This window comes from Nocardia sp. NPDC020380 (assembly GCF_044386975.1).
GTDB lineage: Bacteria > Actinomycetota > Actinomycetes > Mycobacteriales > Mycobacteriaceae > Nocardia.
The window spans coordinates 72,677-97,641 of record NZ_JBIRVQ010000024.1; the positions used below are offsets into that span (position 1 = coordinate 72,677).

General features: G+C 65.1%; 28 protein-coding genes and 1 pseudogene. 17 read left to right on the forward strand and 12 right to left on the reverse strand.

What is annotated here, in order from left to right:
- Positions 1-199 precede the first annotated feature (199 nt).
- The gene (locus ACH438_RS42730; protein WP_397016338.1) at positions 200-937 is read left to right on the forward strand and encodes a class I SAM-dependent methyltransferase; all 738 of its coding nucleotides are present in this window, start codon (positions 200-202) and stop codon (positions 935-937) included.
- 246 nt (positions 938-1,183) lie between these two features.
- On the forward strand, positions 1,184-1,888 hold the full coding sequence (locus tag ACH438_RS42735) for an enoyl-CoA hydratase-related protein (protein WP_397016340.1): 705 nt from the start codon (positions 1,184-1,186) through the stop codon (positions 1,886-1,888).
- A 304-nt stretch (positions 1,889-2,192) separates the two neighbouring features.
- Here the strand turns inward: ACH438_RS42735 and ACH438_RS42740 are convergent, their stop codons facing one another.
- Positions 2,193-3,527 carry a hypothetical protein gene (locus ACH438_RS42740; RefSeq protein WP_397016342.1) on the reverse strand — a complete coding sequence of 445 codons (1,335 nt, stop codon included), beginning with the start codon at positions 3,525-3,527 and terminating at the stop codon, positions 2,193-2,195.
- Positions 3,528-4,100: 573 nt separating this feature from the next.
- Between ACH438_RS42740 and ACH438_RS42745 the strand changes: the two genes are divergently transcribed.
- Entirely contained in the window at positions 4,101-4,277 is a 177-nt protein-coding gene (locus tag ACH438_RS42745) for a hypothetical protein (RefSeq protein ID WP_397016344.1), read from the forward strand.
- Positions 4,278-4,619: 342 nt separating this feature from the next.
- On the opposite strand, the gene ACH438_RS42750 is transcribed toward ACH438_RS42745, so the two are convergent.
- On the reverse strand, positions 4,620-5,537 hold the full coding sequence (locus ACH438_RS42750; RefSeq protein ID WP_397016346.1) for a LysR family transcriptional regulator: 918 nt from the start codon (positions 5,535-5,537) through the stop codon (positions 4,620-4,622).
- Positions 5,538-5,649: 112 nt separating this feature from the next.
- Between ACH438_RS42750 and ACH438_RS42755 the strand changes: the two genes are divergently transcribed.
- The 5 genes from ACH438_RS42755 (at position 5,650) to ACH438_RS42775 (ending at position 10,258) form a co-directional block, all read left to right on the forward strand.
- Complete coding sequence (locus ACH438_RS42755) at positions 5,650-6,297, forward strand: disulfide bond formation protein DsbA (RefSeq protein ID WP_397016348.1); 648 nt, start codon at positions 5,650-5,652, stop codon at positions 6,295-6,297.
- Positions 6,298-6,328: 31 nt separating this feature from the next.
- On the forward strand, positions 6,329-7,024 hold the full coding sequence (locus ACH438_RS42760; RefSeq protein ID WP_397016349.1) for a dienelactone hydrolase family protein: 696 nt from the start codon (positions 6,329-6,331) through the stop codon (positions 7,022-7,024).
- A gap of 15 nt (positions 7,025-7,039) precedes the next feature.
- Positions 7,040-8,449: an MDR family MFS transporter gene (locus ACH438_RS42765; RefSeq protein ID WP_397016351.1), complete on the forward strand. Its 1,410-nt coding sequence runs from the start codon at positions 7,040-7,042 to the stop codon at positions 8,447-8,449.
- 118 nt (positions 8,450-8,567) lie between these two features.
- Positions 8,568-9,089, forward strand: a complete 522-nt coding sequence (locus tag ACH438_RS42770; protein ID WP_397016353.1) for a hypothetical protein — start codon at positions 8,568-8,570, stop codon at positions 9,087-9,089.
- A gap of 203 nt (positions 9,090-9,292) precedes the next feature.
- Positions 9,293-10,258: an NAD(P)-dependent alcohol dehydrogenase gene (locus tag ACH438_RS42775; protein WP_397016355.1), complete on the forward strand. Its 966-nt coding sequence runs from the start codon at positions 9,293-9,295 to the stop codon at positions 10,256-10,258.
- A gap of 43 nt (positions 10,259-10,301) precedes the next feature.
- Here the strand turns inward: ACH438_RS42775 and ACH438_RS42780 are convergent, their stop codons facing one another.
- Together ACH438_RS42780 and ACH438_RS42785 are read right to left on the reverse strand one after the other, a co-directional pair.
- On the reverse strand, positions 10,302-10,925 hold the full coding sequence (locus ACH438_RS42780) for a carbonic anhydrase (RefSeq protein WP_397016357.1): 624 nt from the start codon (positions 10,923-10,925) through the stop codon (positions 10,302-10,304).
- 63 nt (positions 10,926-10,988) lie between these two features.
- Positions 10,989-11,852: an NAD(P)-dependent oxidoreductase gene (locus ACH438_RS42785; protein WP_397016359.1), complete on the reverse strand. Its 864-nt coding sequence runs from the start codon at positions 11,850-11,852 to the stop codon at positions 10,989-10,991.
- A gap of 97 nt (positions 11,853-11,949) precedes the next feature.
- On the opposite strand from ACH438_RS42785, the gene ACH438_RS42790 reads away from it, so the two are divergent.
- Positions 11,950-12,525 (forward strand): CGNR zinc finger domain-containing protein, encoded by a 576-nt coding sequence (locus tag ACH438_RS42790; protein WP_397016361.1) that lies wholly within the window; start codon positions 11,950-11,952, stop codon positions 12,523-12,525.
- Between the two features lie 93 nt (positions 12,526-12,618).
- Complete coding sequence (locus tag ACH438_RS42795; protein WP_397016363.1) at positions 12,619-13,356, forward strand: SDR family oxidoreductase; 738 nt, start codon at positions 12,619-12,621, stop codon at positions 13,354-13,356.
- A gap of 34 nt (positions 13,357-13,390) precedes the next feature.
- Here the strand turns inward: ACH438_RS42795 and ACH438_RS42800 are convergent, their stop codons facing one another.
- Entirely contained in the window at positions 13,391-14,008 is a 618-nt protein-coding gene (locus ACH438_RS42800) for a helix-turn-helix domain-containing protein (protein ID WP_397016365.1), read from the reverse strand.
- A gap of 472 nt (positions 14,009-14,480) precedes the next feature.
- On the opposite strand from ACH438_RS42800, the gene ACH438_RS42805 reads away from it, so the two are divergent.
- The 3 genes and pseudogenes from ACH438_RS42805 to ACH438_RS42815 form a co-directional block, all read left to right on the forward strand.
- Positions 14,481-15,302, forward strand: a complete 822-nt coding sequence (locus tag ACH438_RS42805) for an alpha/beta fold hydrolase (protein WP_397016367.1) — start codon at positions 14,481-14,483, stop codon at positions 15,300-15,302.
- Between the two features lie 58 nt (positions 15,303-15,360).
- The gene (locus ACH438_RS42810) at positions 15,361-15,762 is read left to right on the forward strand and encodes a hypothetical protein (RefSeq protein ID WP_397016369.1); all 402 of its coding nucleotides are present in this window, start codon (positions 15,361-15,363) and stop codon (positions 15,760-15,762) included.
- Between the two features lie 594 nt (positions 15,763-16,356).
- Positions 16,357-16,548, forward strand: a pseudogene (locus ACH438_RS42815) (type II CAAX prenyl endopeptidase Rce1 family protein); the annotation flags it as partial.
- Here the strand turns inward: ACH438_RS42815 and ACH438_RS42820 are convergent.
- Entirely contained in the window at positions 16,494-17,993 is a 1,500-nt protein-coding gene (locus tag ACH438_RS42820; protein ID WP_397016371.1) for an MFS transporter, read from the reverse strand. The pseudogene ACH438_RS42815 and the gene ACH438_RS42820 sit on opposite strands and share 55 nt — an antisense overlap.
- Before the next feature lie 184 nt (positions 17,994-18,177).
- On the opposite strand from ACH438_RS42820, the gene ACH438_RS42825 reads away from it, so the two are divergent.
- Positions 18,178-18,792, forward strand: coding sequence for a helix-turn-helix domain-containing protein (locus ACH438_RS42825; protein ID WP_397016373.1), 615 nt, complete (start codon positions 18,178-18,180; stop codon positions 18,790-18,792).
- Positions 18,793-19,045: 253 nt separating this feature from the next.
- Positions 19,046-19,738: an alpha/beta fold hydrolase gene (locus tag ACH438_RS42830; protein ID WP_397016375.1), complete on the forward strand. Its 693-nt coding sequence runs from the start codon at positions 19,046-19,048 to the stop codon at positions 19,736-19,738.
- A gap of 33 nt (positions 19,739-19,771) precedes the next feature.
- Here the strand turns inward: ACH438_RS42830 and ACH438_RS42835 are convergent, their stop codons facing one another.
- Complete coding sequence (locus tag ACH438_RS42835) at positions 19,772-20,032, reverse strand: FAD-dependent oxidoreductase (RefSeq protein ID WP_397016377.1); 261 nt, start codon at positions 20,030-20,032, stop codon at positions 19,772-19,774.
- A gap of 562 nt (positions 20,033-20,594) precedes the next feature.
- Here ACH438_RS42835 and ACH438_RS42840 point away from each other — a divergent pair.
- Positions 20,595-21,011, forward strand: a complete 417-nt coding sequence (locus tag ACH438_RS42840) for a TetR/AcrR family transcriptional regulator (protein WP_397016379.1) — start codon at positions 20,595-20,597, stop codon at positions 21,009-21,011.
- A gap of 16 nt (positions 21,012-21,027) precedes the next feature.
- Here the strand turns inward: ACH438_RS42840 and ACH438_RS42845 are convergent, their stop codons facing one another.
- The 4 genes from ACH438_RS42845 to ACH438_RS42860 all read right to left on the reverse strand — a co-directional run bounded on the left by ACH438_RS42845 (position 21,028) and on the right by ACH438_RS42860 (position 23,708).
- Entirely contained in the window at positions 21,028-21,522 is a 495-nt protein-coding gene (locus tag ACH438_RS42845) for a pyridoxamine 5'-phosphate oxidase family protein (RefSeq protein WP_397016381.1), read from the reverse strand.
- A 122-nt stretch (positions 21,523-21,644) separates the two neighbouring features.
- Entirely contained in the window at positions 21,645-22,319 is a 675-nt protein-coding gene (locus tag ACH438_RS42850; protein WP_397016383.1) for a DUF3558 family protein, read from the reverse strand.
- A gap of 48 nt (positions 22,320-22,367) precedes the next feature.
- Positions 22,368-22,619, reverse strand: coding sequence for a hypothetical protein (locus ACH438_RS42855; protein WP_397016385.1), 252 nt, complete (start codon positions 22,617-22,619; stop codon positions 22,368-22,370).
- A 156-nt stretch (positions 22,620-22,775) separates the two neighbouring features.
- Entirely contained in the window at positions 22,776-23,708 is a 933-nt protein-coding gene (locus ACH438_RS42860) for an NADP-dependent oxidoreductase (protein ID WP_397016387.1), read from the reverse strand.
- A gap of 48 nt (positions 23,709-23,756) precedes the next feature.
- Between ACH438_RS42860 and ACH438_RS42865 the strand changes: the two genes are divergently transcribed.
- A complete protein-coding gene (locus tag ACH438_RS42865) occupies positions 23,757-24,137 on the forward strand; it encodes a winged helix-turn-helix transcriptional regulator (RefSeq protein ID WP_397016389.1) in 381 nt (126 codons plus the stop codon).
- A gap of 194 nt (positions 24,138-24,331) precedes the next feature.
- Here the strand turns inward: ACH438_RS42865 and ACH438_RS42870 are convergent, their stop codons facing one another.
- The gene (locus ACH438_RS42870) at positions 24,332-24,913 is read right to left on the reverse strand and encodes a YciI family protein (RefSeq protein WP_397016391.1); all 582 of its coding nucleotides are present in this window, start codon (positions 24,911-24,913) and stop codon (positions 24,332-24,334) included.
- Positions 24,914-24,965 lie beyond the last annotated feature (52 nt).

The window sequence follows — 24,965 nt, forward strand, 5'->3', positions numbered from 1 at the left end:
GTCGCTCGTCGCGTTGATCTTCCACATGGCTGCCCGGATGTTTCGAAACGCGCGACTCGCGGCAGAAATAGGATGTTCGCGTTGGGCGGTCATGTTATTTAGTGGCGTCTGATGGGCTTGGCGCGCAAAGGGTCTCGGATTCTGCAGGTGGAGGGGAGCGATCGGGCGCATCCGCCACTGCCGTGTTAGCGTCGGGCACGTGGGCACACCAACGCAGCGGACCGACTCCGGCGGCGCGGCCGCATACGATCCGATCGCCAAGGCCTACGCCGAAGAGAACGCGACGAGCCTGCTCAACGAGTACTACAACCGGCCCGCGATCCGGAATCTGCTCGGCGATGTGGCAGGTAAGCATGTACTGGACGCCGGGTGCGGCTCAGGACCCACCCTCGTCGACCTCATCGCAGGCGGAGCGACCGCGGTCGGAATCGACGGCAGTCAGGCCCTGATCGACATCGCCACCAACAGAGTTGGGGACGCCGCAGAGCTACACGTTGGGGATCTGGCTGCCCCTCTACCGTTCGACGACAATACATTCGACGATGTTGTCTGTTCCCTCGCGCTGCACTACCTCGAAGACTGGCGCTCCCCGTTGGCGGAGATGCGCCGCGTGCTCAAGCCCGGAGGCCGCCTGATCCTCTCGGTGGAGCACCCGCTGGTCATGTGGTTCACGCAGGTTCAGGCCGGAGAAACCACGAACTACTTCGCCACACGCCAACGCAAGGTGACCGATATGGCTGGGCAGGAAGCAGACCTGACGTTCTGGGATCGGTCCTTGTCGACTATGTTCCAGACGTTCTTCGACAGCGGTTTCCGTGTCACCCGCGTCGAGGAACCGGCACCCGCACCGGAAGCGGTGGACCGATTCCCCGAGTTCTTCCAGAACCGCGAGGACCCGAGATTCCTGGCCTTCCTGTTCCTGGTGTTGGAGGCATGACTCCTATGCTGCGGCAGGCCAGTTCTGGGCAATAATCGCGCCGCGCACAGCTTCTGCGATTGTCTCTTCGCCATGCAGCCTGGTGCCATCGGATGGTGTGGCTTGAAACCGCCCATTGGTGTTCCGGCAACCCGTCGGTCGCTTCGGTCAGTGCCGAGATGCGGTAGCGCGGCACGCGACAGCCTGGCTGCCGTCTCGCTGCAGATGGGGTGAGAGCCCGCCCCGCTGGTGGGATATGTTGACGCGATGCCGTACTTGCAGCGTGAGGGACAGGTTTTCATCCTCCAGTTGGGTAACCGGGGGGAGCGCGATACCGAGAACCGGTTTCGTCCGGATTGGGTTGGCGAAATGGACGCTCTGCTGGATGAGGTCGCTGCGCTCTCCGGTCCCTGCGGGCTGGTCACGATCGGTGACGGGAAGTTCTACTCCACTGGCTTCGATGTGGAGTGGGCTGCGCGAAACCCGGAGCGGATCAACGATAATGTAGCCGGTTTGCTGCGGTTGTTCGCCAGAATTCTCACACTGCCGATACCGACTGTCGCCGCGATCAACGGTCATGCCTACGGTGCCGGGGCCTTTCTCGCTGTCGCACATGATTACCGGATGATGCGCGGCGATCGTGGCTATGTGTGTTTTCCCGGCGTCACCCTCGGTGTCAACTACGCTCCTGGGATGGTGGAGCTGGCACAGTCGCAGTTGCCGCTCCCCGTGGCCCATCGTGCTCTGGTCACGGGGCACCGCTACGGCGGGACGGAAGCGATGATGACGGGCTTGGTCGACGCGGTCGCTGACGAGCACGATCTGCTGAAATCCGCTGTGGAGTACGCGCAGAGCCTGGCCGCGACCAGCGGGCCGGCCCTCGGCCACGTCAAGTCGTCGCTCTATCGCAAGGCCACCGCGGCCCTGCTCGGGTCTGTCGCGGAATACAACCACGATTCCGCCGCGGGCTGAGGGGCCGCGCGTATCGCACCGAAATCGGCATGAGCGCGCACTGGAGTTCACTAGAGCCGGCAGCGAGGGCGACCGCCGATGAATCCGCCGAACAATCGGCATTTCGGCAGAAACTCACAGTTCGCGGCGGGTTCGCGATGTTGTAGATGTTGTACGTGCCGCCGCGGCGCACCTCGGAAACCGCTGGCATATCACCGTTTTCAGAGGTCCCGGATCGGCCGTTGACGATCTCGGTCCGCTATTCGGGCGCACGGTACCGCTCTGCGTCCGGTCCGCCGTATTCTCGCGCTGGTGCGTACGCCCGTTAATCGTCGATGCCGTGAATGACGAAGTCCACGGATGGCTCGCCCCAGTAGCTGTTGATGGCCGCGTGGATCTGGAAGTCGGTGCCGGCGGGGCCGAGGATGTAGACCCAGACCTTCGGTGTGGTGGCGATCCCGGTGTTGTCGGTGTCGAAAGACGCGTGCGCGTAGTCGGTGCTGCCGTCGAACATGACCGCCCCATTCGAGTTGCCCGAATCGAAGTAGACGGGAACGCCCGCGAAGGGAACGCCGTTGCCTTTGCCGTATCTGACCGACAGTGGTGCGGCCGAGGTCCAGTCCATTCCCGAACCGCCGCCATTCACGGTCTGATTGTTGCCGGAGACGATGGTGAGCACGTCGGCGGTGGGGTTCGCGGGTGCGGCGTTGTTCCACAGGGGCGCGTCGGCGGTGTTCGGGTCGGTGCCGGAGTAGACCGCGAGGGTGCCGTCGTCGGTGATGGTGGCGACATAGCTGCCCTGCGGGCGGGCCGTGGTCGCGATGGCCCAGTACAGGCCCTGGTTGTGGCCCGGATCGGTGCCCTTGTAGACGCACAGATTGCCGTCGGTCTGCATGATGGCGAAGCAGGCGAAGGCCGGTTTGGAGACCTTGTTGCTCCAGTACGGTTGCGGACCGGTTTGAATGCTGCTGCCGGGCGGTGTGCCGCACACCAGGGTGAGCGCACCGAAATCGGCCAGACTCAGCCCGAATTGACCGTTGCTCGAGGGTAATACGGTGTTCGGTGTGATCCATTGACCGGCCTGCAGAGCGTTCCCGGCGGTGGCCCGGTTCGCGGCGTAGCTCTGGGCGGACTGCCAGGTGATGTCGGTGGGGTTCAAGCCATTGTCGGGGACGACGCCCGCTGGGGCCGAGCCGATCTGGAGGTTGCCGTCGGGTGCGAAGACCGCCCAATAGTCGGGGCCGGGCCCGTGCTGCCAGGTATTGGTGGCCCAGCAGGGACCGTGGTTGTCGCTGGGGCCGGTACCGCGATAGATCACGAAATTGCCGTCGGCCTGGATGATCGCGAAGTACACGCCGTTGGTCTGGGCGGGATTGAATTTCCAGCTCGGGTCGATATGCGTCGAACCGGCATCGCCGACCACGGAGTAATAAGGCTGGTCCGGGTCGATGTCGGCGTACGCGCCGCCGGTCGCGCCCGGGCGGGCGAAGTAGAACCGCAGATCTCCATTGGCCTGCAAGACCGCATAGAAGCCGCACAGCTGACCCTGCTTGAAGAAATAGTCGCCGACCCGGAGATAGTTCCCGGCCGCGAGCGCGGACCCCTTGTTCGTCCCGGCGGGAGGCAGCAGGCTGCCGCTGTTCAAACTGGTGTTGGTCATCGGCTTCTCGATTCGTCATCGCCGACCGTCGCTTACCCTCGATGGTCCGGCGAGACGCGTGATCAGGTCAAGAGGCGCGGACGAAACCTCCCTCCCGGCAACGTGACTCAGCCTCCTGTGGCTAGGCTGCACGCAGGCGTCCGGCCAGCGCGCCGGCCTGCTCCGGCTTCCACGCCAGTACACCGCACTCCGCATCGCCACGGCCGCTTGATCTTCGCCAGCGTCACGCTTGCCGCTCAGGTCAGCGCAATATGAGTCATAGCGCGCACTGCCGACGGCCGTGCAGCGCTCTGCCCATAGATCATCCGGTGCCCAGGGCTGGCCGGTTCGAACCGCGCGCCACGCGGCATGAGCGGACGCGGCGGCGGCCCCGAGATGCCGGTGGCTTCGCCATCCTTGACCCGCCCTCCTTCCACTGAGGGCGGCCAGTATGAGGAAGCAGGGGAAAGAGCAGTTGCCGGAGCTTGATCACCTTGCACCGCACCGTGATCACCGTCCACAAGCCCACGAGACGCACCCTCGGTCCGTATCGTCAATCGCAGCCAACCACGGCCTTTCAAGGGAGGAACCACCATGGCCAACCCCAACGAACCAGAAGTCAATCCTCGAATTCAGGGCGATCTCACCCTGCCCGGCGGCCCCGATCCCGACCCCGAGATGCCCATCGATGAGGACCTGGCGATGCCCATTGGGGCGTTGGATACGCCCATGGGGGCGTTGGATTCGGACCCGGACGCCGACGCCAGATAGCTGCGTTCCCATTGTCACGAGCTGGTGCCTCTGTGGTCCGCAATCGGTCCGCAAGGGCACCGGCCGCAGCTTGAGGTCACCAATGCCACCAATGGTCAAACCCACCGGCCAGCCGATGACACCCTCTCTCGCCAACGACAGCCAATCCAGGCAAACGCCGAGAAGCACCAGCTCAAAAACCGTTGTGGCCCATGATCAGCCAGGCGTACACGACCAAACGCTCATCGGCATTACCGCGCACTTGAGTCTGCTAAAGGCAGCGGGGTGATGTTCCGGCGGCCAGCGAATTTCGGTGGGTGTTGTGCAGAAATAGTGATCATTCAGGAGATTTCGCCGAGCTGGTTAGGCAGACGCGGTGTTGGGCTCGTGGTTGGGGTTGGGTTCGGATGGTGTTGTGATGCCGAGGATTTCGAGGAAGGCGGTGGCGGCGGGGGTGCGGCCGTCGCGGCTCCAGGCTGCGCATTCGACGCGGGTGGGGGCATCGGTGACTTCGATGGTGGTGACGCCGGTGAGTTGGGGGACGTAGGCGGAGGCGAGCATGGCGATGGCCAGTTGTTGTTCTACCAGCTGGGAGATCAGGTAGGCGGTGGTTACTTCGAAGGCCACGTCGCGGGTCAGGCCGGCAGCTGTGAAGGCTTGATCGGATTGCAGGCGCGCGGCGGTTCCGGCGGGGAGGTCGACGAAAACCTCGGAGGAGAGGCGGGTCAGGTCGACGGCGGATTCGGCGGCCAGAGGGTGGTCGGGGGCAACCACGGCGACCAGGCGGTCGTGGGCGAGGACTCGGGTGTGCACGCCCTGCGGGTGGGCTGTCGTCGGTAGGCCGAGAAAGGCCACGTCGATGGCGCCGTCGCGGACCTTCTCGATGAGGTCCTCGCTGGCGCCCGCGCACAGGCTGACGCGGACCTGGGGATAGCGCGAGCGGAATTCGCGCAGCGCAGCGGGGATGTTCACCGCGGCGACGGTCGGAATCAGGCCGACGGCGAGCCGGCCGCGGATCTGGCCGACCGCGGCGGCGACCTCGGCAGCGGCGCGGTCGGCGGCGTCGAGGCATTGGCGGGCGGCGGGCAGGAAAGCGGTGCCGGCCGGTGTCAGTCGTACTCGGCGGCTGGTGCGTTCGAAGAGTTTGGCGCCGAGTTCCTTTTCCAGGCGCGCGATCTGGTGGCTGAGCGCGGATTGGACGACCAGGCAGCGTTCGGCCGCGCGGGTGAAGCTGTTGGTTTCGGCCACCGCGAGGACGTAGCGCATCTGCTGAAGCTCCATAGATCAATCTTGATTCACGATCGATGCGCTGACAAACATGTGTTGGACTCACTGATCGCGGCGGACAAGACTTTGATCTGTCAAAGGATGTGCAGCGCAAAGGATTTCCTCAGTGAACGACGCTTCTCAAGATCAATCCGCGCCCGTGATCGATCTATGGTTCGACCCGCGGTGCCCGTGGGCGTGGATCGCCACGCAGTGGCTGCTCGAGGTCGAACAGGTGCGGCCCATCCAGATTTGCTTCCACGTGATGAGCCTCTCGGTCCTCAACGACGGGCGGGAACTGCCGGAGAAGTACCGGCAGGGGCAGATCGACGGATGGGGTTGCGTGCGGGTGTGCATCGCGGCCGAGGAACAGTTCGGCTCGGCGGTGCTGCGGCCGCTCTACCTGGCCATGGGTAGCCGCATCCACCACGAGAAGGCGGGACTGGGCCGCGACATGATCCTTGAAGCCCTCGCCCAGGCGGGCCTGCCGGCCGGACTGGCCGACGCAGCGGACAGCACGGACTACGACGAGGCCTTGCGTACAAGCCATTACGCGGGCATGAATCCCGTCGGCGATGCAGTGGGCACGCCCGTCATCCACGTGCCGACTCCCGGCGGTGCGCCGATCGCGTTCTTCGGCCCGGTCATCTCTCCCGCACCGCGTGGTGAGGCCGCGGGCCGGCTGTGGGACGCGGTGCTCGCGATGGCATCCACCGACGGGTTCTTCGAACTCAAACGGGCCCGCGACCGCGATCCCCAATTCGACGCCGCGTGAACAGCAATCCAGAGAAAGGCATTCGATTCCCATGAGCACAGCGACATTTCGGCAGAACACCACCTTCGCGACCTCCGACGGTGAAGGCTACGGCTACCTGGCCATACCGGAGAACGGACACGGGCCCGGCATCATCGTCATCCAGGAATGGTGGGGACTCACCGACCAGATCGCCGGCGTAGCAGATCGCCTGGCCGCGGCGGGCTTCGTCGCGCTGGCGCCGGACCTGTTCGGGGGCAGGGTGACCCACAATGCGGCCGAGGGCGCGCAATGGATGCGCGACCTGCCCATCGAACGCGCCGTCACACAGCTGTCGAGCGCCGTCGACTACCTCCTGGCCCACGACGCCGTCACCGGCGACACCCTCGGCGCGGTCGGCTACTGCATGGGCGGCGGCTTCGTAGTCGCACTCGCCGCCGCCGTCGGCGAAAAGATCAGCGCCGCGGTCCCGTATTACGGCGCCTACGTCGGTGAATACCCCGACCTGTCCGGTCTACGGGCAGCGGTGCAGGGCCACTTCGGCGCCTACGACACGGCCGTGCCACCCGAGGATGCCCGCCAGCTCGCCGCCGCGATCGGCCGCACCGAACAGGCCGTCGACCTGTACTTCTATCCGGCCGGTCACGCCTTCGCCAACGAGGAAAACCACTCGGGCAACTACGACGAGAACCAGGCCGACCTCGCGTGGCAGCGCACCGTCGGATTCCTCTGCAGAATTCTGGGCTGAAAGGGGTTGCCGGACATGGCGACAGAAGTAACGGCCGCGGTCGGCCTACGCTCGGAACGCGGGCCGATCCTCGCCGCGATCATGCTGGCGAACTCCCTGGTCGCCTTGGATTCGACCATCATCGCCACCGCGGTCCTGACCATCACCAAGCAACTGGGCGGATTCGCGCAATTCCCTTGGCTTTTCAGTATCTACCTGCTCGCGCAGGCAGTCACCGTGCCGATCTACGGCAAACTCGCCGACATGGTGGGCCGCAAGCCCATCATCCTGTTCGGCATAGCGACCTTCGCAGCTGGATCACTGCTGTGCGGCCTGGCGACGAATATGGTGGCGCTCATTGCCTTTCGCGCCATCCAGGGCATCGGCGCGGGCGCAGTGAGCCCCATCTCGATGACCATCGCCGGTGACATCTACACCCTGCGCGAACGCGCCAAGGTCCAGGGCTATATCGCCAGCGTGTACGCGATTTCCTCGGTGGTGGGACCGCTGCTGGGCGGCGTCTTCTCCGAATACGTCAGCTGGCGGTGGATCTTCTTGATCAACCTCCCGCTGTCGGCGCTCGCCGCGTGGATGATCTATCGGTGGTTCACGGAGAGCGCACCGCGACAACGACATCAGATCGACTATCTCGGTGCCGGTTTGCTCACCGCCGCCGCCGGCGCCCTCATCCTGGGGTTGCTCGAAGGCGGGCAGGCCTGGGCGTGGACGTCACCGACGAGCATCGCGCTGTTCACCGGGGGAGTGGTCGGACTGCTCGCGTTCGGCCGCTGTGAGCGGCGGGCAGCGAATCCCATTCTGCCGCTGTGGATTTTCACCCGCCGCATCGTCGTGGCCAGCAGCTCGGTGGCGCTGCTGGTGGGCGCGGTGCTGCTGGGCCTCACCACGTACGTGGCGACCTTCGCCCAAGGCGTGCTCGGCAGCGGCGCACTCATCGCCGGTCTCACCGCGGCCACTCTGACCCTGGGCTGGCCGGTGGCCGCCTCCCAAGCAGGAAAGATCTACCTGCGCATAGGGTTCCGCAAGACCGCACTCATCGGCAGCTCACTGGCCACTCTCGGCGCGGGCTCGCTGATCCTGGTCCACGAGGGCTCCACACTGCCCCAACTGGCAGCGAGCTGCTTCGTCGTCGGACTGGGCCTGGGAATGATCGCAACTCCCACCCTCATCGCAGCGCAGATCAGTACCGAATGGGCCGAACGCGGCGTCGTGACCTCCACGAACATGTTCGCCCGCAACATCGGCAGCGCCGTAGGCGTGGCGATCTTCGGTGCGGTGGTGAACTCCCACACCGGGCACAGCCCGCACCCGGCACCAGCGGCCCTCGCCTCGGCAGCGCATGTGGTCTTCACCGCGGTGGCCGCCCTGGCGCTGATCATGGTGATTGCCTCGGCCATGATGCCCGCGCACGGCCGACAAGCCGATTGATCACCACTGCCACAATCGTTTGCGGCCGGATTCCCAACATCGAGAGAGAATGGATGCTGGGAGATATCCTGAGTCGATGTCCGGCAGTGGGTTTCTCGAGTCGACCGGAGCCCGCCGTGTGAGCCTGGTGGTCTGCATTGCCGGCTCGGTCCTATTGCTCGTCGATCTGGTGCTACTCGCGCTGACCTATATGCCCGCACTCGCTCCAGTGGGTGCTGTATTTCCGCCTATCTTCGCTGCCGTGTTCCCTTTGTTCTTGTGGGCGGTGATCGCTGCACTACGACTTCGGAAAAGCAGTGATGGAACGTTGGTGCGGCGCATGGGCATCGACGTGGATGCCCTCGTTTCCGGTGTGCCGCGCATCGCGTTAGGGACCATCCTGGCGGTCGTGGCAGCAGCGGTGGTGATCTTCGTGACGACCTCTCCATCCAGTGGACAACGGCAGTACGACCACGCAACACACACGTATCGACTGGACAACCAAATCGTCGACCGGTCCACCTACCTGACGGCAATCGAGTCTGTCAATCGCTTGTTCCTATCGGGTTCAGCGATATTCCTGGCCTTTTCAGTTCTCGTGACCCTCAATCATTGCTACCGCCGACGCGACCGCTCCAATTCCCCGCAGTTGGATCGGTAGCCAGTTACCGGTTGTGTCGGAACAGGTTTCCGGGTTTCAACCCGGGCGACTGGTCGATTCCCTGCGAGGAATCGCTGAGTGTTGGTGCCGTGGTGCACGATCCTGTCCGATCGTTCGTCGAAAGGTACAGGACCGTGGGTGAGAAGTCGGCTCGGATGCGCTGCTACCGGCTGGTGCCGGGGTGTGGGTTGAGTGGATTGACGATGCACGAGCGTGAGCTCCCCGAGCCTGGTCGGGGGCAGGTGCTGGTGCGGATTCGCGCGAACTCGCTGGGTTACCGTGATTTGCTGGTGCTGGCGAACAACTATCCGTTGCCGATCACGCCCGGTGTTGTTCCGGGATGTGAGGGTGTCGGTGAGATCGTGGCTGTCGGTGCGGAGGTGAGCCGGTTGGCGCTGGGAGATCGAGTGGCCGCGATGGTGTTTCCGCAATGGCACGATGGGCCGTTCGGAGTCGACGTAGCCGCGCAGCTGGGCACCATGGTCGACGGTGTGCTCGCGGAGTATGCGCTACTCGACGCCCAAGGCGTGGTCCGGATTCCCGAGCATCTGTCCTATCAGGAGGCCGCCACGTTCCCACTGGCCGCGGTTACGGCGTGGCACGCCGTAACCGCGGGTGCACCATTGAGGCCTGGCCAAACTGTGCTGACGCTGGGTTCGGGAGCAGTCTCGTTGTTCGCGTTGCAGTTTGCGATATGGGCCGGTGCTCGCGTCATCGCAACCACATCGGGCGCCGCGAAGGCGGAGCGATTGCGAGAGTTGGGGGCATACAGGGTGATCGACTACCGCCGGACACCAGACTGGCAGACTGCGGTGCGTGACGCCACTGACGGCTCAGGTGTCGACCGTGTCGTCGATACCGCTGGGCCCTTGTGGAAGTCGGTGCAAGCGACCGCTCGGGGCGGCGAGATCGCGGTGATCGGCTACTGGCTGTCCGGTGAGGCGGGCGCCCAGCCGGTCGATCCGGCGCTGGTGTTCAAGGCCGGTGCCGTGCTGCGGCCGATCGCGACCGGCAGCCGAGCACACTTCGAGGCGCTCAATCGGGCCGTCGTGCACCATCGCCTCCGTCCCGTCATCGATCGCGTATTCACTTTCGATGAGGTCCCGGAGGCGTTGGACTACATCGCCGCGGGTGGAGGCTTTGGAAAGGTGGTCATCAGCCACGATTGAACCCCGCACCGCCACCTTCGGCGTCGTGCGAATGGGCGATGGCTCAGGCGACTTCGCCGATGTCGCCGATCACGCGGCGCAGCTGAGCGCGGCCGTCTTCGAGACGGTAAGTGGCACAGGCGATGGCCAGCTTGCCGGAGGCGACTGCCTGGGCGATGGTCTGGGAATGCTCCATGAGCAGGCGGCTGGTCTCGACCACGTGGCGGGCTTCGAGTTCGTCGACGGAGCTCAGTCCTTCGCGGCGGCCGAGCAGGATCGAGGGGGTGACTCGCTCGATGAGACTGCGGATGAATCCGCCGGGGACGACGCCACCGTCGAGGGCATCGATGGTGGCCTTGACCGCACCACAGCTGTCGTGGCCGAGGACCACGATCAGCGGGACGTTGAGCACCTGCACGCCGTACTCGATGGAACCCAATACGGAACTGTCGACCACGTGGCCCGCGGTGCGTACGACGAACATGTCGCCGAGACCCTGATCGAAGATGATCTCCGCGGCCACCCGCGAGTCCCCGCAACCGAACAGGATCGCGGTCGGATTCTGGCCGGCGACGAGCTCGGCGCGGTTGACCGCGTCCTGGCTCGGGTGCTGTTGGCGGCCGTCGACGAAACGATCGTTGCCATCGCGTAGCGACTTCCAGGCACTGATGGGGTTCGAGTTCGGCATGCCACCGATTCTGCACAACCTCTGCAAAGGTGACAAACAGTCATTTGTTGACGGTCCTGTCGTTCATCGTGGCTGCTGCTCGGCGATCGCGGCCCAGTCGTCCGTTGAGTGGCCGTCGGCGATCGCCTGGTCGAACACGCCTCTGAGTAGGTCGCCGAACGGCAGCGAGACCTCTTGGGCGGCTGCTGCTTGCAGGGCGAGGTGCAGGTCCTTGCGGCCGAGAGCTGTGGTGAATGCGGCCGGCTGGTATTTCCGCTGCGCGATCATCGACCCGTATCCGGAGTAGACGGGCCCGGGAAACAGGGTCGACGCCAGTAGCTCGACGAACTGACCCGGGTCGGCGCCGGCTGCCTCGGCGACGCTGACCGCCTCCCCGAGCGACTGGATCGCGCAGGCGATGAGGTAGTTGCCCAGGACCTTGGCGGTGTTGGCCTGCTCGGGCCGCTCGCCCAGGCGCCAAGTGCGCGAACCGATCACGTCGAAGAACGGCTGAACCCGGTCGATGAGCTCTGGTTCTCCCGCGGCGAGAATGTTGAGCGCACCGGCCTCGGCGACAATGACCCGGCCGAACACCGGGGCGGCGACATAGCCGATCCCGTGCTCGGCGTGCACCTGTGCGGCCCGGCGGCACAGCTCGACGCTCACCGTGGCCACGTTGACGTGAACCGCTCCCGGTCGAGCCTGCTCCAAAACCCCGGAGTCCAGAAAGGTTTCGGTGAAGGCGGTGTCGTCGGACAGGACAGAGAACACCACCGGGCATCGCAGGGCCTCCGCAACGGATGTGACGCGCAGCGCGCCGGCCTGCGCGAGTTCTTCCGCGGGCCCCGATGACCGGTTCCACACCACAGTCTCGTGGCCTGCCCGCACCAGATTGCGCGCGATCGCTCGCCCCATCCCGCCCAGACCGATGACTGCAACCTCGCCCATGACCACAACCTCCACAATGCGAACCGTTTAAGACGGTTCACATTGTGACCCGAGTCGGCGTTCGTGTCGAACCGGTTAAGATGGTTCAGTTAGGTCCATGGTGGTACGTGCGAAAGGGATGACCTTGGAGGCCCGTCGACTGTTCCGGCTGGACAACGAAGTGCTCGCGTTCCGCTTCACCGCCACCGTGAGCGACCGGGCCGGCGCGGCGTCTCAGGAGCGGCTCACCGACTGCGGCCGGCTCGAAATCTGGTTGCATGCCGCAGGTCTCGACGTGCGTGACGTCTCGCCCACCGAGTTCCTGGATGCGCTGACACTGAGAGAGGCGATCTACCGTGCCGGGCTGGCCGTTGCCGCCACCCAACGCCCCGATCCGGGTGACGCGGCGATCCTGAACAGGACCGCGGCGGCAGGACAGCCGCGCCCCGGCCTCGAGAACGGGCTCGCCGTCTGGCATCTCGGCAAGCACGCGCCGGTAGCGGACGCACTCGCAGTGCTTGCTACCGACGCCATCCAAATCCTCGGAGGCCCCGACCGCAGCCGGATCAAGGCATGTGAAGGCCCCGGCTGCGCCGGTCTCTTCCTCGACACCAGCCGCGGCACCAACCGGCGCTGGTGCTCGATGAACACCTGCGGCAACAAAGTCAAGAAAGCCCGGCTCGCCGACAAATAGCGACCATTGGGAACCAGCGTGACTGTTCAACTGCCGCAACGGTATCGAAGAGGCATAGAGCCTTCGGGTTGGGGAGTGGTAGATGTGGAGCCTATGAGCGATCTCATCGATCTGACCGGTAAGACGATCATCGTTACCGGTGCCTCTTCCGGAATCGGCGCAGCCATCGCACGCCAATTGCACTCCGCCGGTGCACATCCCGTACTGGCCGCGCGGCGCGCCGACCGATTGGCCACACTGAGCAAGGAACTCGACGGTGCACTCGCCGTTCCCACGGACGTGACCGACCCTGCGCAGGTGCGCGACCTGGTCGCCGCCACTCTCGAACGACACCAGCGCGTCGACGGGCTGGTCAACAACGCCGGCGTCGGCTTCGACGGACCCTTGGACCGCGTCGACCCGGCCGAGTTCACCCGAATCCTGCAACTCAATGTAGTCAGCCTGTTGACGATGACCCAAGCCGTGCTCCCCACCATGCGCGCACAGCGTTTCGGACGCATCGTGAACATCAGCTCCGGCACCACCCGCCGCGTCGCCGTCGGCGTGGGCGCCTACGCCTCGACCAAATCAGCGGTCAACATGCTCAGTGCCGTGCTGACCCAGGAACTGGCCGCTGACGGTATCGCCGTGTCACTGTTGCTGCCCTCGACCACGGCCACCGAATTCGGTGACGGCATGTTCACTCTCGGCGCCTCGCCCCGTCCGGGCATGGTGGTGCAGAGCCCGGACTATGTCGCCGGATTCGTACTGCGACTGCTGCGCACCGGTGAGGAATCCTTCGACATCCCACACGGCCCGGAACAACCCGACCTCGCCCGCGTGACCGGCTGATCGGCGCAATTGGATTGGGACCCTTGTGTACCGGTCAGGTCGAGGGTCCCGCCGTGCCGTGCCGGTTCTGGCTGCGTGTTTCGCCGCCGGCAGGTGTTCGATCGTTGGCGGGGTGCGTGGAGATGATCAGGATTTCCGCGGTGTCGTCGCCGGTATTGCTGATGACGTGGGGCAGGCGTGCGGGGAACTGGAGTGCGTCGCCACGGTCGAGGTCGAGGGTGTCGGTGTTGAGGGTGACGTCGACGTTGCCGGCGAGTACGCAGAGGAATTCCTCCCCGGCGTGCTGGGCTTCCGGTGTGGAAGAGCCGCGTCGCAGCGCCAGGTGCATCGCCTCGATGCCGGGGAAGCGCCCGGACAGCGTCGACAGTTCGCCGCCGGCGATCTGTCTGGGCACGAGGTCCGTGCGGCGTGTGAGGTGGTAGACGGTCGGAGCCTCGTCCTCGACGAGCTCGCTCAGCGTGACCCCGAAGGTCCGGGCCAATTCGATGAGCGTCCCCAGAGAGGGCTGGCGTGCGGACGATTCGATTCTGGACAGCTGGGTGGTGGACAGGTCGACGCGATCGGCGAGCGTGGCCAGGGTCCATCCCCGTTCGCTACGCAGCTGGGCGATCCGCCGTCCGATCCATCCGGCGTCGATCTCACGTTCTGGCATGCGCCCAATCTAGCTCGTATTGCCTCAGTGGCAAAGCAACTTGCCTCTGAGGTTGACAACGGCCGGTCGGTATCCGATGCTTATCGCACATCGCCACCGAATCGGTCCGGCGGCCATCTCGAAAGGCTCGACCATCAACGCATAATGTGCGAAACGTATTGTGCTACTGACATATTCGGCAATTAGCTGAATCGGTAGCATCGACATCACCGCCGCAACGTTCATCACGATCGCGGCCCTCTCGCCTCATCTGGCGAACTCTCCAGCGCCCCATCGGGTGCCGCAACGCTGTTGCCCACGGGGCCTTGCATGCCTCGATCGTGGTGACGCGTGCACTGTCATCGAATCTCGGCACCCGCCATCCCACTCTACATGTCCGCAGGTGGATGGTGGCTGCGCTCATCGACCCAGTGCAGAGATCGCCGAACTGCTCACTCTCGTGTCGTACCAACCATTTCAAGGAGCAATTATCATGTCGCACAACAACATTGCCTCGACCGATTCGATCTGGACCGGCATGGTGCCGGTGGAGGATACGGCGCTGGCCGTCACCGATACCGGCGGTGCGGGCATCCCCGTCGTCTACCTCAACGGCTCCTATGCCACCCAGAAGGACTGGAAGCACGTGATCGCCGACCTCGGTCCGGACTTGCGGCACATCACTTTCGACGAGCGCGCCCGTGGCAAGTCCAAGACCTCGGCCGACTACTCCTTCGAGGCATGCCTGCGTGATGTCGATGCCGTCCTCGCGGCGCGCGGTGTCGAGCAGCGGCCCATCCTGGTGGGCTGGTCCTATGGTGCGCTGGTCGCGGTGCATTGGGCCGAGCGCAATCCCGGCCGCATCGCAGGAGTGGTGTCGGTCGACGGCGCGCAACCGTACGGGCTGACCGACGAAGCAGGCAAGGAACGCATCCGCAAACTGTTCCGCCAGACCCGGCCGTTGATGCCGCTGCTGCGGCCACTCGGTCTGGCCGCGCGAATGAGCGCCGACCAGCACGCGGAGATCAACATCGAGCTCAACGAGCTCTGCGCCGCCCTCGCCCCGACCCTCGAGCGGGTGAGCTGCCCGGTGCGCTGCGTCCTGGCCACGGGCGGCAACCTCGGTGGCAGCGAAGAGGAAATGGAAGCCGTACGAGCATCCCTCGAACCGGTCCTCGCCCGCAACTCGAACCTGCAGGTCAGCGCGAAGGTCGCCAGCAACCACAGCAAGATCCTGGCCAAGGACTTCCGGGCCGTCGCCGACACCGTGCGCGAGACAGCAGCGCTGGATCGACAGGCCGTGCCGAACCGATAACCGACACCGGTTCGATCAATTGACTTCCACCACAAACGATTTCAAGGAGTACATCGTTATGTCCCGCGCCCTGACAGATCAGGACAAGACCACCCTGCGTACCGCCGCCTACGGCGCGGTGTCGCTGCTGGCCGCCGCCGGCGCTGCTGGTGGCTCGCCCCACAAGATCGCCACCACCGGCACCGTCGCCCTGGCCTCGGCGACCGGGCTGGTCGGGCGAGTCCTCGCCGAGAAGCGCAAAGCCGTGAACCTCGACGGTAAGTCGGTCGCCGAGATCGCCGAGCAGGTCCTTCCTGCCCTGATAGCGTCCATGGGCCTGCTCAGCGAGCAGGTTCCCGCCGAGGCCGATAACTTCCGCAGCACCGTCCTCGTCGCCATCGACACCGCTCAGCAGGGCCGGTCCAACCCCGCCATGGCCGAGATGACCCGCAAGATCACCGCAGCTCTCGACGTCGCGTAAAGCGATGGGCCGCACAACTACTGCTGCTGTCAGGGGCCGATCATGCGGAACCTGGCAGCAGCGGGGTGGCGGAAGCGCCATTCGCTAAACAACCCGAGGAGCTCCTTCGTCATGCACACAATGGAAGAAACACAGGCGAATTCGATAGTCCAGCGGCTGCTCAGCGAGCACCATTCCCTGCCGTTGTCGATCCTGTTGCACCTGCTGCCCGGCGCTTTGATCGTCGTCGCCTACCTGCTCGTCGGAGAACCGTTCATCGAGGTCATTCATTACCCGACCCTGCTCGGTTGGGCTATCGCGCTCGGCGTGGTTCTGATACCTGTCCTGCTGGGATTGCTGTGGCTGGGCTATGCGCGCACCGGCCGCTTCTCCCTGCACGGCGTGCTGCACTACATCGATATGCCGCTCCCGCGTAGGAAGCTCGTGGCGATGGTCATCCCGCTGATCGTGTGGATGATGGCGTTGAGCGTGGTGACCGAGCCGATGAACCGTTATTTCCTCGGCCACTTCTTCGGCTGGGTCCCGTTCACCGGCGGCGCCGGCAGCTTCACCGCATTCCTCGACGGATACTCGCACTCGACCATGCTCACCGCGATGCTGATCTGCCTACCGCTGACCGGCATCTGCCTGCCATTGATCGAGGAGGTGTACTTTCGCGGTTTTCTCTTGCCCCGCATTGCCCACCTGGGCGGGTGGGCGCCGGTGGCCAGCGCAATCCTGTTCTCGATGTATCACTTCTGGACGCCGTGGGTGTTCGTTTCGCGGGTGATCTTCATGTTCCCCGGATTCTGGTTCGCCTGGCGCCACAAGGACATCCGCGTGTCGATCGGGATGCACGTCGGTGTGACCTCGACCCTGGCGATCTTCGGCGTCCTCGCTGTCGCGCTCGATCTCCTCTGATCGGCCCGATCCATATCGGCCAGGTCGGCCCCGTAGGTCTCTCGATAGAACAGCAGCGCCACCACGGTGACAGCGGCCGACGCCGCCAGGTACACCGCGATGGGGACGGACGATCCGTACACATCCAGCAGCCGCACCGCGATGATCGGCGCCAGCGACCCGGCCACCACCGGCGTCACCTGATAGCACAGGGACACAGCCGAATACCGCAGCCGAGTCGGGAACATCTCCGCCATGAGCGCCGACTGTCCGGCATACATGAACGCATGGCACACCAAGCCGGCGACAACGGCCACCAGGATGGCCCAGCTCTGCTTGCTGTCCATCAGGGGGAACGCGAAGAACCCCCACGCGCCGCCGGCGAACGCGCCGATCAGATACAGCGGCCGCCGACCGTAACGGTCACTGAGCCTGCCCACCAAGGGAATCACCGCGAAATGCACAGCGTGCGCGACCAGCAGCCACCACAGGATCATCGCGGTGCACGCTCCGACATGGACCTTCAGATACGTGACGCTGAAGGTGACCACCATGTAGTAGAGGATGCTTTCACCGAAACGCAGCCCCATCGCGGTGAACACCTCACGGGGATAGCGGGTCAGCACCTCGATCACGCTTGACCTCGCACGCTGCGACGGCATCGTAATCGCTTGCGCGGCAGCGAAGATCGGCGCATCGGTGACCGTGGTGCGCACGTAGTAGCCGAGCAGCACGACCACGGCCGACAGCCAGAAGGCCACCCGCCATCCCCAACTCAGGAACGCCGATTCCGGAAGGGCCGCGGTCAGTATCAGCAACACCACCGTGGCCAGCGCATTACCCGCGGGCATCCCCGTCTGCGGCCACGACGCCCAGAATCCGCGGCTGCGGCTCGGACTGTGCTCGGCGACCAGCAGGACCGCCCCGCCCCATTCCCCGCCGACCGCGAAACCCTGGATGAACCGCAATGTCACCAGCAACGCCAGCGCCCAATAGCCCGCCTGCCCGAAGGTCGGCAGACAACCCATGAGGAAGGTGGCGGTACCCACCAGGATCAGGCTCAGTTGCAGCAGCCCTTTGCGACCGTAGCGATCTCCGAAGTGCCCGAACACGATTCCGCCCAGCGGCCGGGCCACGAAACCCACCGAGTAGGTGGCGAAAGCAACCAGGATGGCATCCATCTCGCCGGTTCCCTCGGCGAAGAACACCTTGCTGAAGACCAGGGTCGCCGCGGTCCCGTACAGGAAGAACTCGTACCACTCGACAACGGTGCCGGCCATGGATGCCGCCGCGACACGGCGCAACCCGGTGGGCCCCGGCCCGATTCGCGACCGTGCCCCGCGAGTACTCATCCTGCAAACTCCTCACCGTAGAACCGGATAACCATACCGGTGAGTCGGTATCGCGGAGGTCCGGCGAAATGGATGCTCTGCCAGGTCCCCGCATCGGATATGCGCCAGCCTCTCGGGCGGCCTCATTGGCAATCGCTCTTGCCTCTGTGGCTACGAGTGTCGGTTTCTGCGGTAATTTGGCCGCATGTCAGAGAGCGAGATCGACACCGGCTGGATCGGGCGGCGCATCGCCAAGCTGCGCGCCGAGCGAGGATGGACCCTGGCTGCCCTCGCCGCCCGTGTCGAGCTGTCCACCACCCAGCTGTCCAGGATCGAGTCGGCCGCACGGCAGCCCTCCATCGGCACTCTCATCGAACTGGCTCGCGCCTTCGGTGTCACATTGAGCGAGCTCGTCGACGGCGAAGAGACCAGCCGCTATCACCTCACCCGCAGCAAGGACCGGACAACCCGGGAGATCGCCGGCGGGCAGGCATCCACCTTGAGCGGTCGCTACCCCGGCCTCGATGCCTTGCTGCTCACCCTGGAACGCGGCGCGTCGATACCCGAAGCCCGGCACGCAGGAGAAGAACTCCTCTGCGTCCTGACCGGCACCGTGGACCTCACCATCGACACCGAGAAACTCACCGCCCTGACCGCCGGCGACACGGTCCACTTCCCGGCAGATCTGCCCCACATCGTCAGCAATACCGGCGAGGACACCGCCGAAGTGCTGATCGTCGCCACCCATACCCCCACCGCGGCCCTTCCGGCCCTCGGCGCCGGCGAGGCCCCGCATGCCGCGCAAGGGCAGCCGCTGTGACTGCTGCGGCACGGGCCGGCAGGGGTTGCCACGCCGGGTAACGGTTTCCGGCCTCCGAGCTGGAGATCAGGGCTGGATTGTGAATGTTTGCGGTGCAACGGCTTCGGTAGGTGAACCTCGCGAAAGCTCAGCGCCTGCCGGGGCAGCGGGGGAGGATGGTCGTTGTGGGGTCGCCTCGGCCGCCACGGTTCGCACGCGGAGAACAAATCCAGGCGGTGCGGGTCCTTGCTTCGTGCCGAGGAAACGACGCGTCATGTCGACTCCGACCAAGCCGAGTATCGTTTTCGCCCACGGACTTTGGGCCGATGGTTCGTGTTTCAGCAAGGTGATTCCCACTCTGCAAGCCGAGGGACACGAAGTGGTGTCCACTCAGAACAGCCTCGACACCCTCGAAGGCGACGTCGCCGCGGTCAAGCGGGCATTGGGCCGGGTCAGCAGCCCCGCGATCCTTGTCGGGCACTCCTACGGCGGAACCGTCATCACCGCCGCCGGCGCCGATGACCGCGTCGCCGGACTGGTCTACATCGCCGCGCTCGCCCCGGACGAGGACGAGACCTCGCAGAGCCTGCAGGCCAAGTTCCCCACCACCGACGTATTCGCCCACATCGAGGTCGCGGAGGGTCGAATCTGGTTGCGCCAGGACGGAATCGAGTGCTTCGCGGGCGACCTCTCCAAGGAGGAACAGCAAGTCGTGTTCGCGACCCAGGGGGTGCCGGCCGTCGACCTGTTCGACCAGAAGGTCGCAGGCACCGCCTGGAAGTCGAAGCCGAGCTGGTACATCGTGGGCAAGAACGATCGCACCGTCCACCCCGAACTCGAACGCTTCTGCGCGAAACGCATGGAGGCCAGCATCTACGAGGCCGACAGCAGCCACGTCCCGATGCTCTCCAAGCCCGACCTCGTGATCGACGTGATCCGCACCGCCGCCGACTCCGTGCAAAAGTAGCGACCAGCCCAGCATCAAAGACCAAGCCGCGCTTCAGCGTTGAGAGTTGTCACTGAAGTCCGGCACCTCGGGAGCGAGCAGCTCCGCGGCTCCGCCGTCGAGTATTTCGGCGGCGGCGTTGGCGCGGGGCAGCATCGTGTCGGTATAGGTCCGCAGCGCATCGCCGACGGTGTCGGCTCCGGCCAGCGCCTGTGCGAGTTCGGCCGCGTCGAGCATCGCGTAGTTGACTCCGACACCGAGCGGGGGCATGAGATGGGCGGCGTCACCCAGCAGGGTGACAGTCGGATTGTGCACCCAGGTGTGGGGACCGGGAGAGCGAAGATCGGCCGATCGACGTACTCTCCGTCGTTGTCGCTGATGAGCCGCAGAAGGCTCGGCGACCATGCCGCGTACCGCTGCAGCAGCAGCGCGCGAATACCCTCGGTGTCGTCGAGGGTGAGGCCGGCACGGGTGATCCAGTCGGCCGGGACCCGCTGAATGATGTAGGCGCGGATGTGATTTCCACTGTTGCGCTGAGCGAACAGCCCGCGATCACCGTCTCCGGCGGCCGCGCCGCCCTGCCCGACCAGCTCGGCGATCTCGGAGTGGCGGATGTCGACATCGGAGAACCACGCCTCGAGGAAACTGATCCCGGTGTACTGCGGCACGGCCGGCGACACAGCACGGCGGACCCTGGAGAAGGCACCGTCAGCGCCGATGACCAGGTCGGTCTCCACAGTGGTGCCGTCGGCGAAGCGCAACTGCCGCGGCCCGTCGGCAGGTCCGTCGACCGATTCGAGGGCGCGCCCCCACTGCACGGTTCCCGGCCTCAGCGACGAAGAAAACCTTCTTCCGCCACTTCGCCGACAAACGAGAGGTGCTGTTCTTCGGTCAGGACCGCCTGCTACAGCGCTTCTCCGACGGAATAGCCCACGCCCCTGACTCGGCGACTCCGCTCGATGCGATCACCGCCGCACTCGACTCCTTCGATGAAGTATTCGGGCCCGAACGCCGCCAATGGGCACAACAACTGAGAACCATCGTCGCCGGAAACATCGAGCTGCAGGAACGCGAGTTGCTCAAACGCACCGCGCTGACCGCGGCCATCGCGGACGCATTCCAAGCCCGCGGTCTGCCGGAACCGGCCGCGAGCCTGGCCGCCGAGTTCGGCAGCCTGACCTTCCGCACGGCCTTCGCGCAGTGGGTCGAGTCGCCCGAGGAACAGAAATTCTCCGAACTGGCACGACACAGGCTCCACGAACTGCGAACGGCCGCCACGCTACTGGACCGATGACAGGCGTCGCATGTGCTCACATACGGAAGCGGGTTTGGGTGAATCCGTCGCCCTTGCCGAACGCGAGAATCTTGTCCGGGGCGACGCCATAGACGTGCGCGGCACGACCTTCACCGTCGCCGAACCCGCTGTCGTGCACTGTGAAATCCCAGTCCAGTTTCGACTTCCACAGCAGTGCAAGGTCTTGCAGGGTCGCAGTATCGACGACCCGGTGTGCGGTGCCCTCGACCGCGACGTCGAGGCCGCTGTTCAACCGGTCCGTGCCGGTGGTGAGGATGCAACGGGACTCCACGGCAAGGTTTTTCGCCTTCTGCTCGTGCACTCCGGTCGCAATGTGCAGGCGGTTGTCGTGCCAGATCGCAGGAATCGGGGTGACATGCGGACGGCCGTCTGCGCGCACGGTCGACAGCCAGAAGATTTCCGCCTTTTGGAGCACCGCTTCCACGGTGGACCATTCAACGGCGGTCGTGCCGGGTGAGCTGAAATCAGGATTCAGGGTGCCGCTGGGCATGGTTGACTCCTTCGCTACCTAGGTTTCATTACCTACGCCGACGCCGTTCGCGATTGGAATTCATCGGTCGTCGCACAGCGGCGGTATGCCATCATGTCGTCAGCCTCGGAAGGCGGAGGAGTTCAGCGGTTGCCGATGCTCGGCTCGAGGAGGGTCGCAACCTGTTGCGCACTGGCGCAGGTGGTCTCGTCGGAGTATCGGACCTGGACGATCATCACACTGATGGCGGTTCGTAGGGTGACCTCGCAACCGAGCATCGTGTGGGGGCCGACGTACGCGTCGCGGCCGTTGATGGTGGTGACGGTAGGCGCTTCCCGGCCGGGCTGGTCGACGACCGATCGTGCGGATGCGAGATAGGCATCGTAGGTTTGGATGGGGGCGAGAGCGTTGGGGTGCTCGAGATACAGGGTGCCGAGCCCACCCGCCGAGGAGATCTCACATCGCACTGTGTAATTGGCGACGGTCTGAACGGTCTTCTTCGTGCTCGGATCGAACCCGGCGTTACGAATCGTGCTGTCCGCGATTTCTTTGCATGGGTCGAACGCCCCTGTCGGCTTGGGCGAGGAAGCCGAACATCCACTCACCGCGCACAGCGCGAGTGCGACAATGACAACACCGGCCAGCGGCGCTCGCATACATCCCCCGTAAACCATGTTCTCGCTCAGCAACCTTGGACTGACCAAAGCCGGCCCGGCGCAACTATACCCAGCAGGCAGTTCCACATGAACATCGGCAGCGGCGAATGTTCCTGCCCCGCGGGCGATCTGGCAACCGGCCGGACCGAGCCGGCCGGTCAATGACTACTGCACGATGGGCGCAACGGACCGGCGGTGGCATCGTCGTGATTACCAGTCGAACAGTCCGTCGACGACTTCCATGCCGATGCCGAAACCCAAGCCCATGGTCAGACCTTGCCCGACAGTTTCCAAGAAGCCGCCATCCTGTCGCTGCGTGGCTGTGTCACGCTGCTGGCGCAGCTCGACCAGCGCGGTCTTCAAGTCGAGCAACCATTCACGCGCCTGAATGTCGCCCGCCGCCGCAGCGGCCTCCATCTTTGCCGCGAGCTGCGCGAAACGATCGAATTGAGCAGTCATCATCAGTCCTTCTCCGGTTATCCATGCCGCCTGTTCGGCACACCCACGACGATGTCGGCAACCGCTGACAGTGCGTTGATGATGCGCTGACACCATCGGTCAGCGCGGTGGCATAGGTCCTGGGTGTGGCCCTCGTTCACGCGAGGCGCGGCGCCGGGGTCAGAGGGTGAGGACGAGCTTGCCGCGGAGATGACCGCCGTCGAGCACCCGGTGCGCGTCCGCGACGCGCTCGAACGGGAAGCTCTGTTGCACGTGAACCCGTAGCTTGCCCTGTTCGACGAGTTCGACGAGACCCCGCAGGGCGACCGGATCGGGGTCGACCGCAATGCCGCTGAAGCGCATACCGGCCGCCTCGCACTTGGCGGCGAGATCCGAGTCCTCCTCGGCGACCGCTGTCACCAGGTGACCACCCGGGCGGAGCACCGTGAGCGACCGCTCGGTGGTGTCGCCGCCGAGCGTGTCGAGCACGATATCGATATCGCGGATCACTTCGGTGAAATCGACTGCCGTGTAGTCGATCACCTCGTCGGCGCCGAACTCCCGGACGAACATCTGCTTGCTCGCGCGGGCCGTCGCGACCACGTACGCGCCGCGGGCTTTCGCGATCTGGATCGCGACGTGACCGACCCCGCCACCACCGCCGTGGACCAGGACGCGATCGCCCTCGGTCACACCGGCGAGATCGACGAGGCCCTGCCATGCCGTCAACCCGACGACCGGCAGGGCTGCCGCTTCGATGTGCGAGAGCGCCACAGGCTTGTGCGCCAGGTGTAACGCGGGCGCCGCCACGACCTCGGCGTAGGCGCCGGCCGCGCGCGGGAACAGTGGCATCCCGAACACCTCGTCACCTGGCCTGAACCGCCACGTCCGGGGCGCCTGTTCGACCACGCCGCTGATGTCCCAGCCGAGGACGAACGGCGGCGGGCCGATCATCGGCGGGAAGTCGCCGGCGCGCAGGCGCGCTTCCAGTGGGTTCAGACCGATTGCTTTGACGCGGACCAGTACCTCGGTCGGGAGAGATTGGGGCTCAGGCGTTTCCACGATGGTGAGCACTTCGGGACCGCCGAGCGTGTGCTGGGTGATGACTCGCATGATTCTCACGCTATGTCTGTGATAGGAACCCGCAGGTACCTTTGGCGCATGAGCGGTTTCGGGCCCGGAGGTCTCTTTCTTGCCGACTGTCCCGCGCGACTGGCGGTCGAGCTCATCGCCGACAAATGGACGGTGGTCGTACTCGCCGGTCTCAGCGAGGGCCCGGTGCGCCATGGTGAGCTGGTCGAGCTGATCGGCGGAATCTCGCGCAAGATGCTCACCCAGACACTTCGACGACTCGAGGCCCACGGACTCGTTCGCCGCCACGCTTACGCCGAGGTGCCGCCCCGCGTCGAGTACGAGCTCACTCCTCTCGGGGCGACGCTGATCGAGCCGATCCGCGTGCTGACCGAGTGGGCAAGAGCGAACGGTGACGCAGTGCTGGACGCGCTCGACGCCGATCCCGAGGCGGTCGTGCCTAACGGCTGACGCTCGATATGCTGGCCGCCCTATCGAGATCTGAGCAGCGGGTGAGCTCGGCACTGTCACCGAATCCCCAGTGCGGGAAGCGATCCGCAACGCGTTGTCGGTTGATCACCGGATCATGGATGCGGTGATCGCGGACATGGGGGAGCGGTGCCTGTGGGCGTCGCGAACACCGAACTCACCGACTACGCCTCGATTCATGATGGCCGCCCGCCGAACTGCCAGTTGTGGACCTCGATGTCGGCGTACCGGCCCGCAGTCAGGACGGCGTGTGCCGTATCCGGGTCCGGTGCCCGAACCAGTACCGCGGTACCCAGCCAGGTGATGCCGTCGTCGGACAGCAACGGCCCGTACGCGATCAGCTCGTCCCTGTCGTGCGGCACGGCGAGGTCGGCGGCCTGTCCGGTGCCGAGGCCGAGCACCAGGTACCGGTCACCGCCGCTCCGACCGCCGGGGAAATCCCACATTGTGCGTCCCAACGTGTTGCGCCACCGGCGCAGCAGCACATCGCGATACACGCCGGCCTGGTAGTTGGGTTCGGAGAAGGCGAATGCGTGTGCCGCGGCGGGATCGGGTAAATCGAGGATATGCACACTGCCGGTGGGCGTGTGACCATCGCCGGCGAAGGTCGGGCCACGAGCGATCATCTGCGTGGCATACCGGTCCATGTAGGACCAGTGCTCGTTCACCAGTTCCTCGCGCAGCGCCACAGAGCCGGGCCGATCACGGTGGTAGCAGAAGAACTCCATGCCCACAGTCTCCACCGCGATGCGATACATATCCGGTCGAACCGCTAGTTGAGTATCCGTTGGGACGGATATGCCTGGGCCG

Excerpts from the sequence above, each read along its gene's own strand:
- ACH438_RS42735 (WP_397016340.1), top strand. The coding sequence starts at position 1,184 with ATGCCGTACTTGCAGCGTGAGGGACAGGTTTTCATCCTCCAGTTGGGT.
- ACH438_RS42740 (WP_397016342.1), bottom strand. The coding sequence starts at position 3,527 with ATGACCAACACCAGTTTGAACAGCGGCAGCCTGCTGCCTCCCGCCGGG.
- ACH438_RS42745 (WP_397016344.1), top strand. The coding sequence starts at position 4,101 with ATGGCCAACCCCAACGAACCAGAAGTCAATCCTCGAATTCAGGGCGAT.
- ACH438_RS42750 (WP_397016346.1), bottom strand. The coding sequence starts at position 5,537 with ATGGAGCTTCAGCAGATGCGCTACGTCCTCGCGGTGGCCGAAACCAAC.
- ACH438_RS42760 (WP_397016349.1), top strand. The coding sequence starts at position 6,329 with ATGAGCACAGCGACATTTCGGCAGAACACCACCTTCGCGACCTCCGAC.
- ACH438_RS42765 (WP_397016351.1), top strand. The coding sequence starts at position 7,040 with ATGGCGACAGAAGTAACGGCCGCGGTCGGCCTACGCTCGGAACGCGGG.
- ACH438_RS42775 (WP_397016355.1), top strand. The coding sequence starts at position 9,293 with ATGCACGAGCGTGAGCTCCCCGAGCCTGGTCGGGGGCAGGTGCTGGTG.
- ACH438_RS42780 (WP_397016357.1), bottom strand. The coding sequence starts at position 10,925 with ATGCCGAACTCGAACCCCATCAGTGCCTGGAAGTCGCTACGCGATGGC.
- ACH438_RS42785 (WP_397016359.1), bottom strand. The coding sequence starts at position 11,852 with ATGGGCGAGGTTGCAGTCATCGGTCTGGGCGGGATGGGGCGAGCGATC.
- ACH438_RS42790 (WP_397016361.1), top strand. The coding sequence starts at position 11,950 with ATGGTGGTACGTGCGAAAGGGATGACCTTGGAGGCCCGTCGACTGTTC.
- ACH438_RS42795 (WP_397016363.1), top strand. The coding sequence starts at position 12,619 with ATGAGCGATCTCATCGATCTGACCGGTAAGACGATCATCGTTACCGGT.
- ACH438_RS42800 (WP_397016365.1), bottom strand. The coding sequence starts at position 14,008 with ATGCCAGAACGTGAGATCGACGCCGGATGGATCGGACGGCGGATCGCC.
- ACH438_RS42805 (WP_397016367.1), top strand. The coding sequence starts at position 14,481 with ATGTCGCACAACAACATTGCCTCGACCGATTCGATCTGGACCGGCATG.
- ACH438_RS42810 (WP_397016369.1), top strand. The coding sequence starts at position 15,361 with ATGTCCCGCGCCCTGACAGATCAGGACAAGACCACCCTGCGTACCGCC.
- ACH438_RS42820 (WP_397016371.1), bottom strand. The coding sequence starts at position 17,993 with ATGAGTACTCGCGGGGCACGGTCGCGAATCGGGCCGGGGCCCACCGGG.
- ACH438_RS42825 (WP_397016373.1), top strand. The coding sequence starts at position 18,178 with ATGTCAGAGAGCGAGATCGACACCGGCTGGATCGGGCGGCGCATCGCC.
- ACH438_RS42830 (WP_397016375.1), top strand. The coding sequence starts at position 19,046 with ATGTCGACTCCGACCAAGCCGAGTATCGTTTTCGCCCACGGACTTTGG.
- ACH438_RS42845 (WP_397016381.1), bottom strand. The coding sequence starts at position 21,522 with ATGCCCAGCGGCACCCTGAATCCTGATTTCAGCTCACCCGGCACGACC.
- ACH438_RS42855 (WP_397016385.1), bottom strand. The coding sequence starts at position 22,619 with ATGATGACTGCTCAATTCGATCGTTTCGCGCAGCTCGCGGCAAAGATG.
- ACH438_RS42860 (WP_397016387.1), bottom strand. The coding sequence starts at position 23,708 with ATGCGAGTCATCACCCAGCACACGCTCGGCGGTCCCGAAGTGCTCACC.
- ACH438_RS42865 (WP_397016389.1), top strand. The coding sequence starts at position 23,757 with ATGAGCGGTTTCGGGCCCGGAGGTCTCTTTCTTGCCGACTGTCCCGCG.
- ACH438_RS42870 (WP_397016391.1), bottom strand. The coding sequence starts at position 24,913 with ATGTATCGCATCGCGGTGGAGACTGTGGGCATGGAGTTCTTCTGCTAC.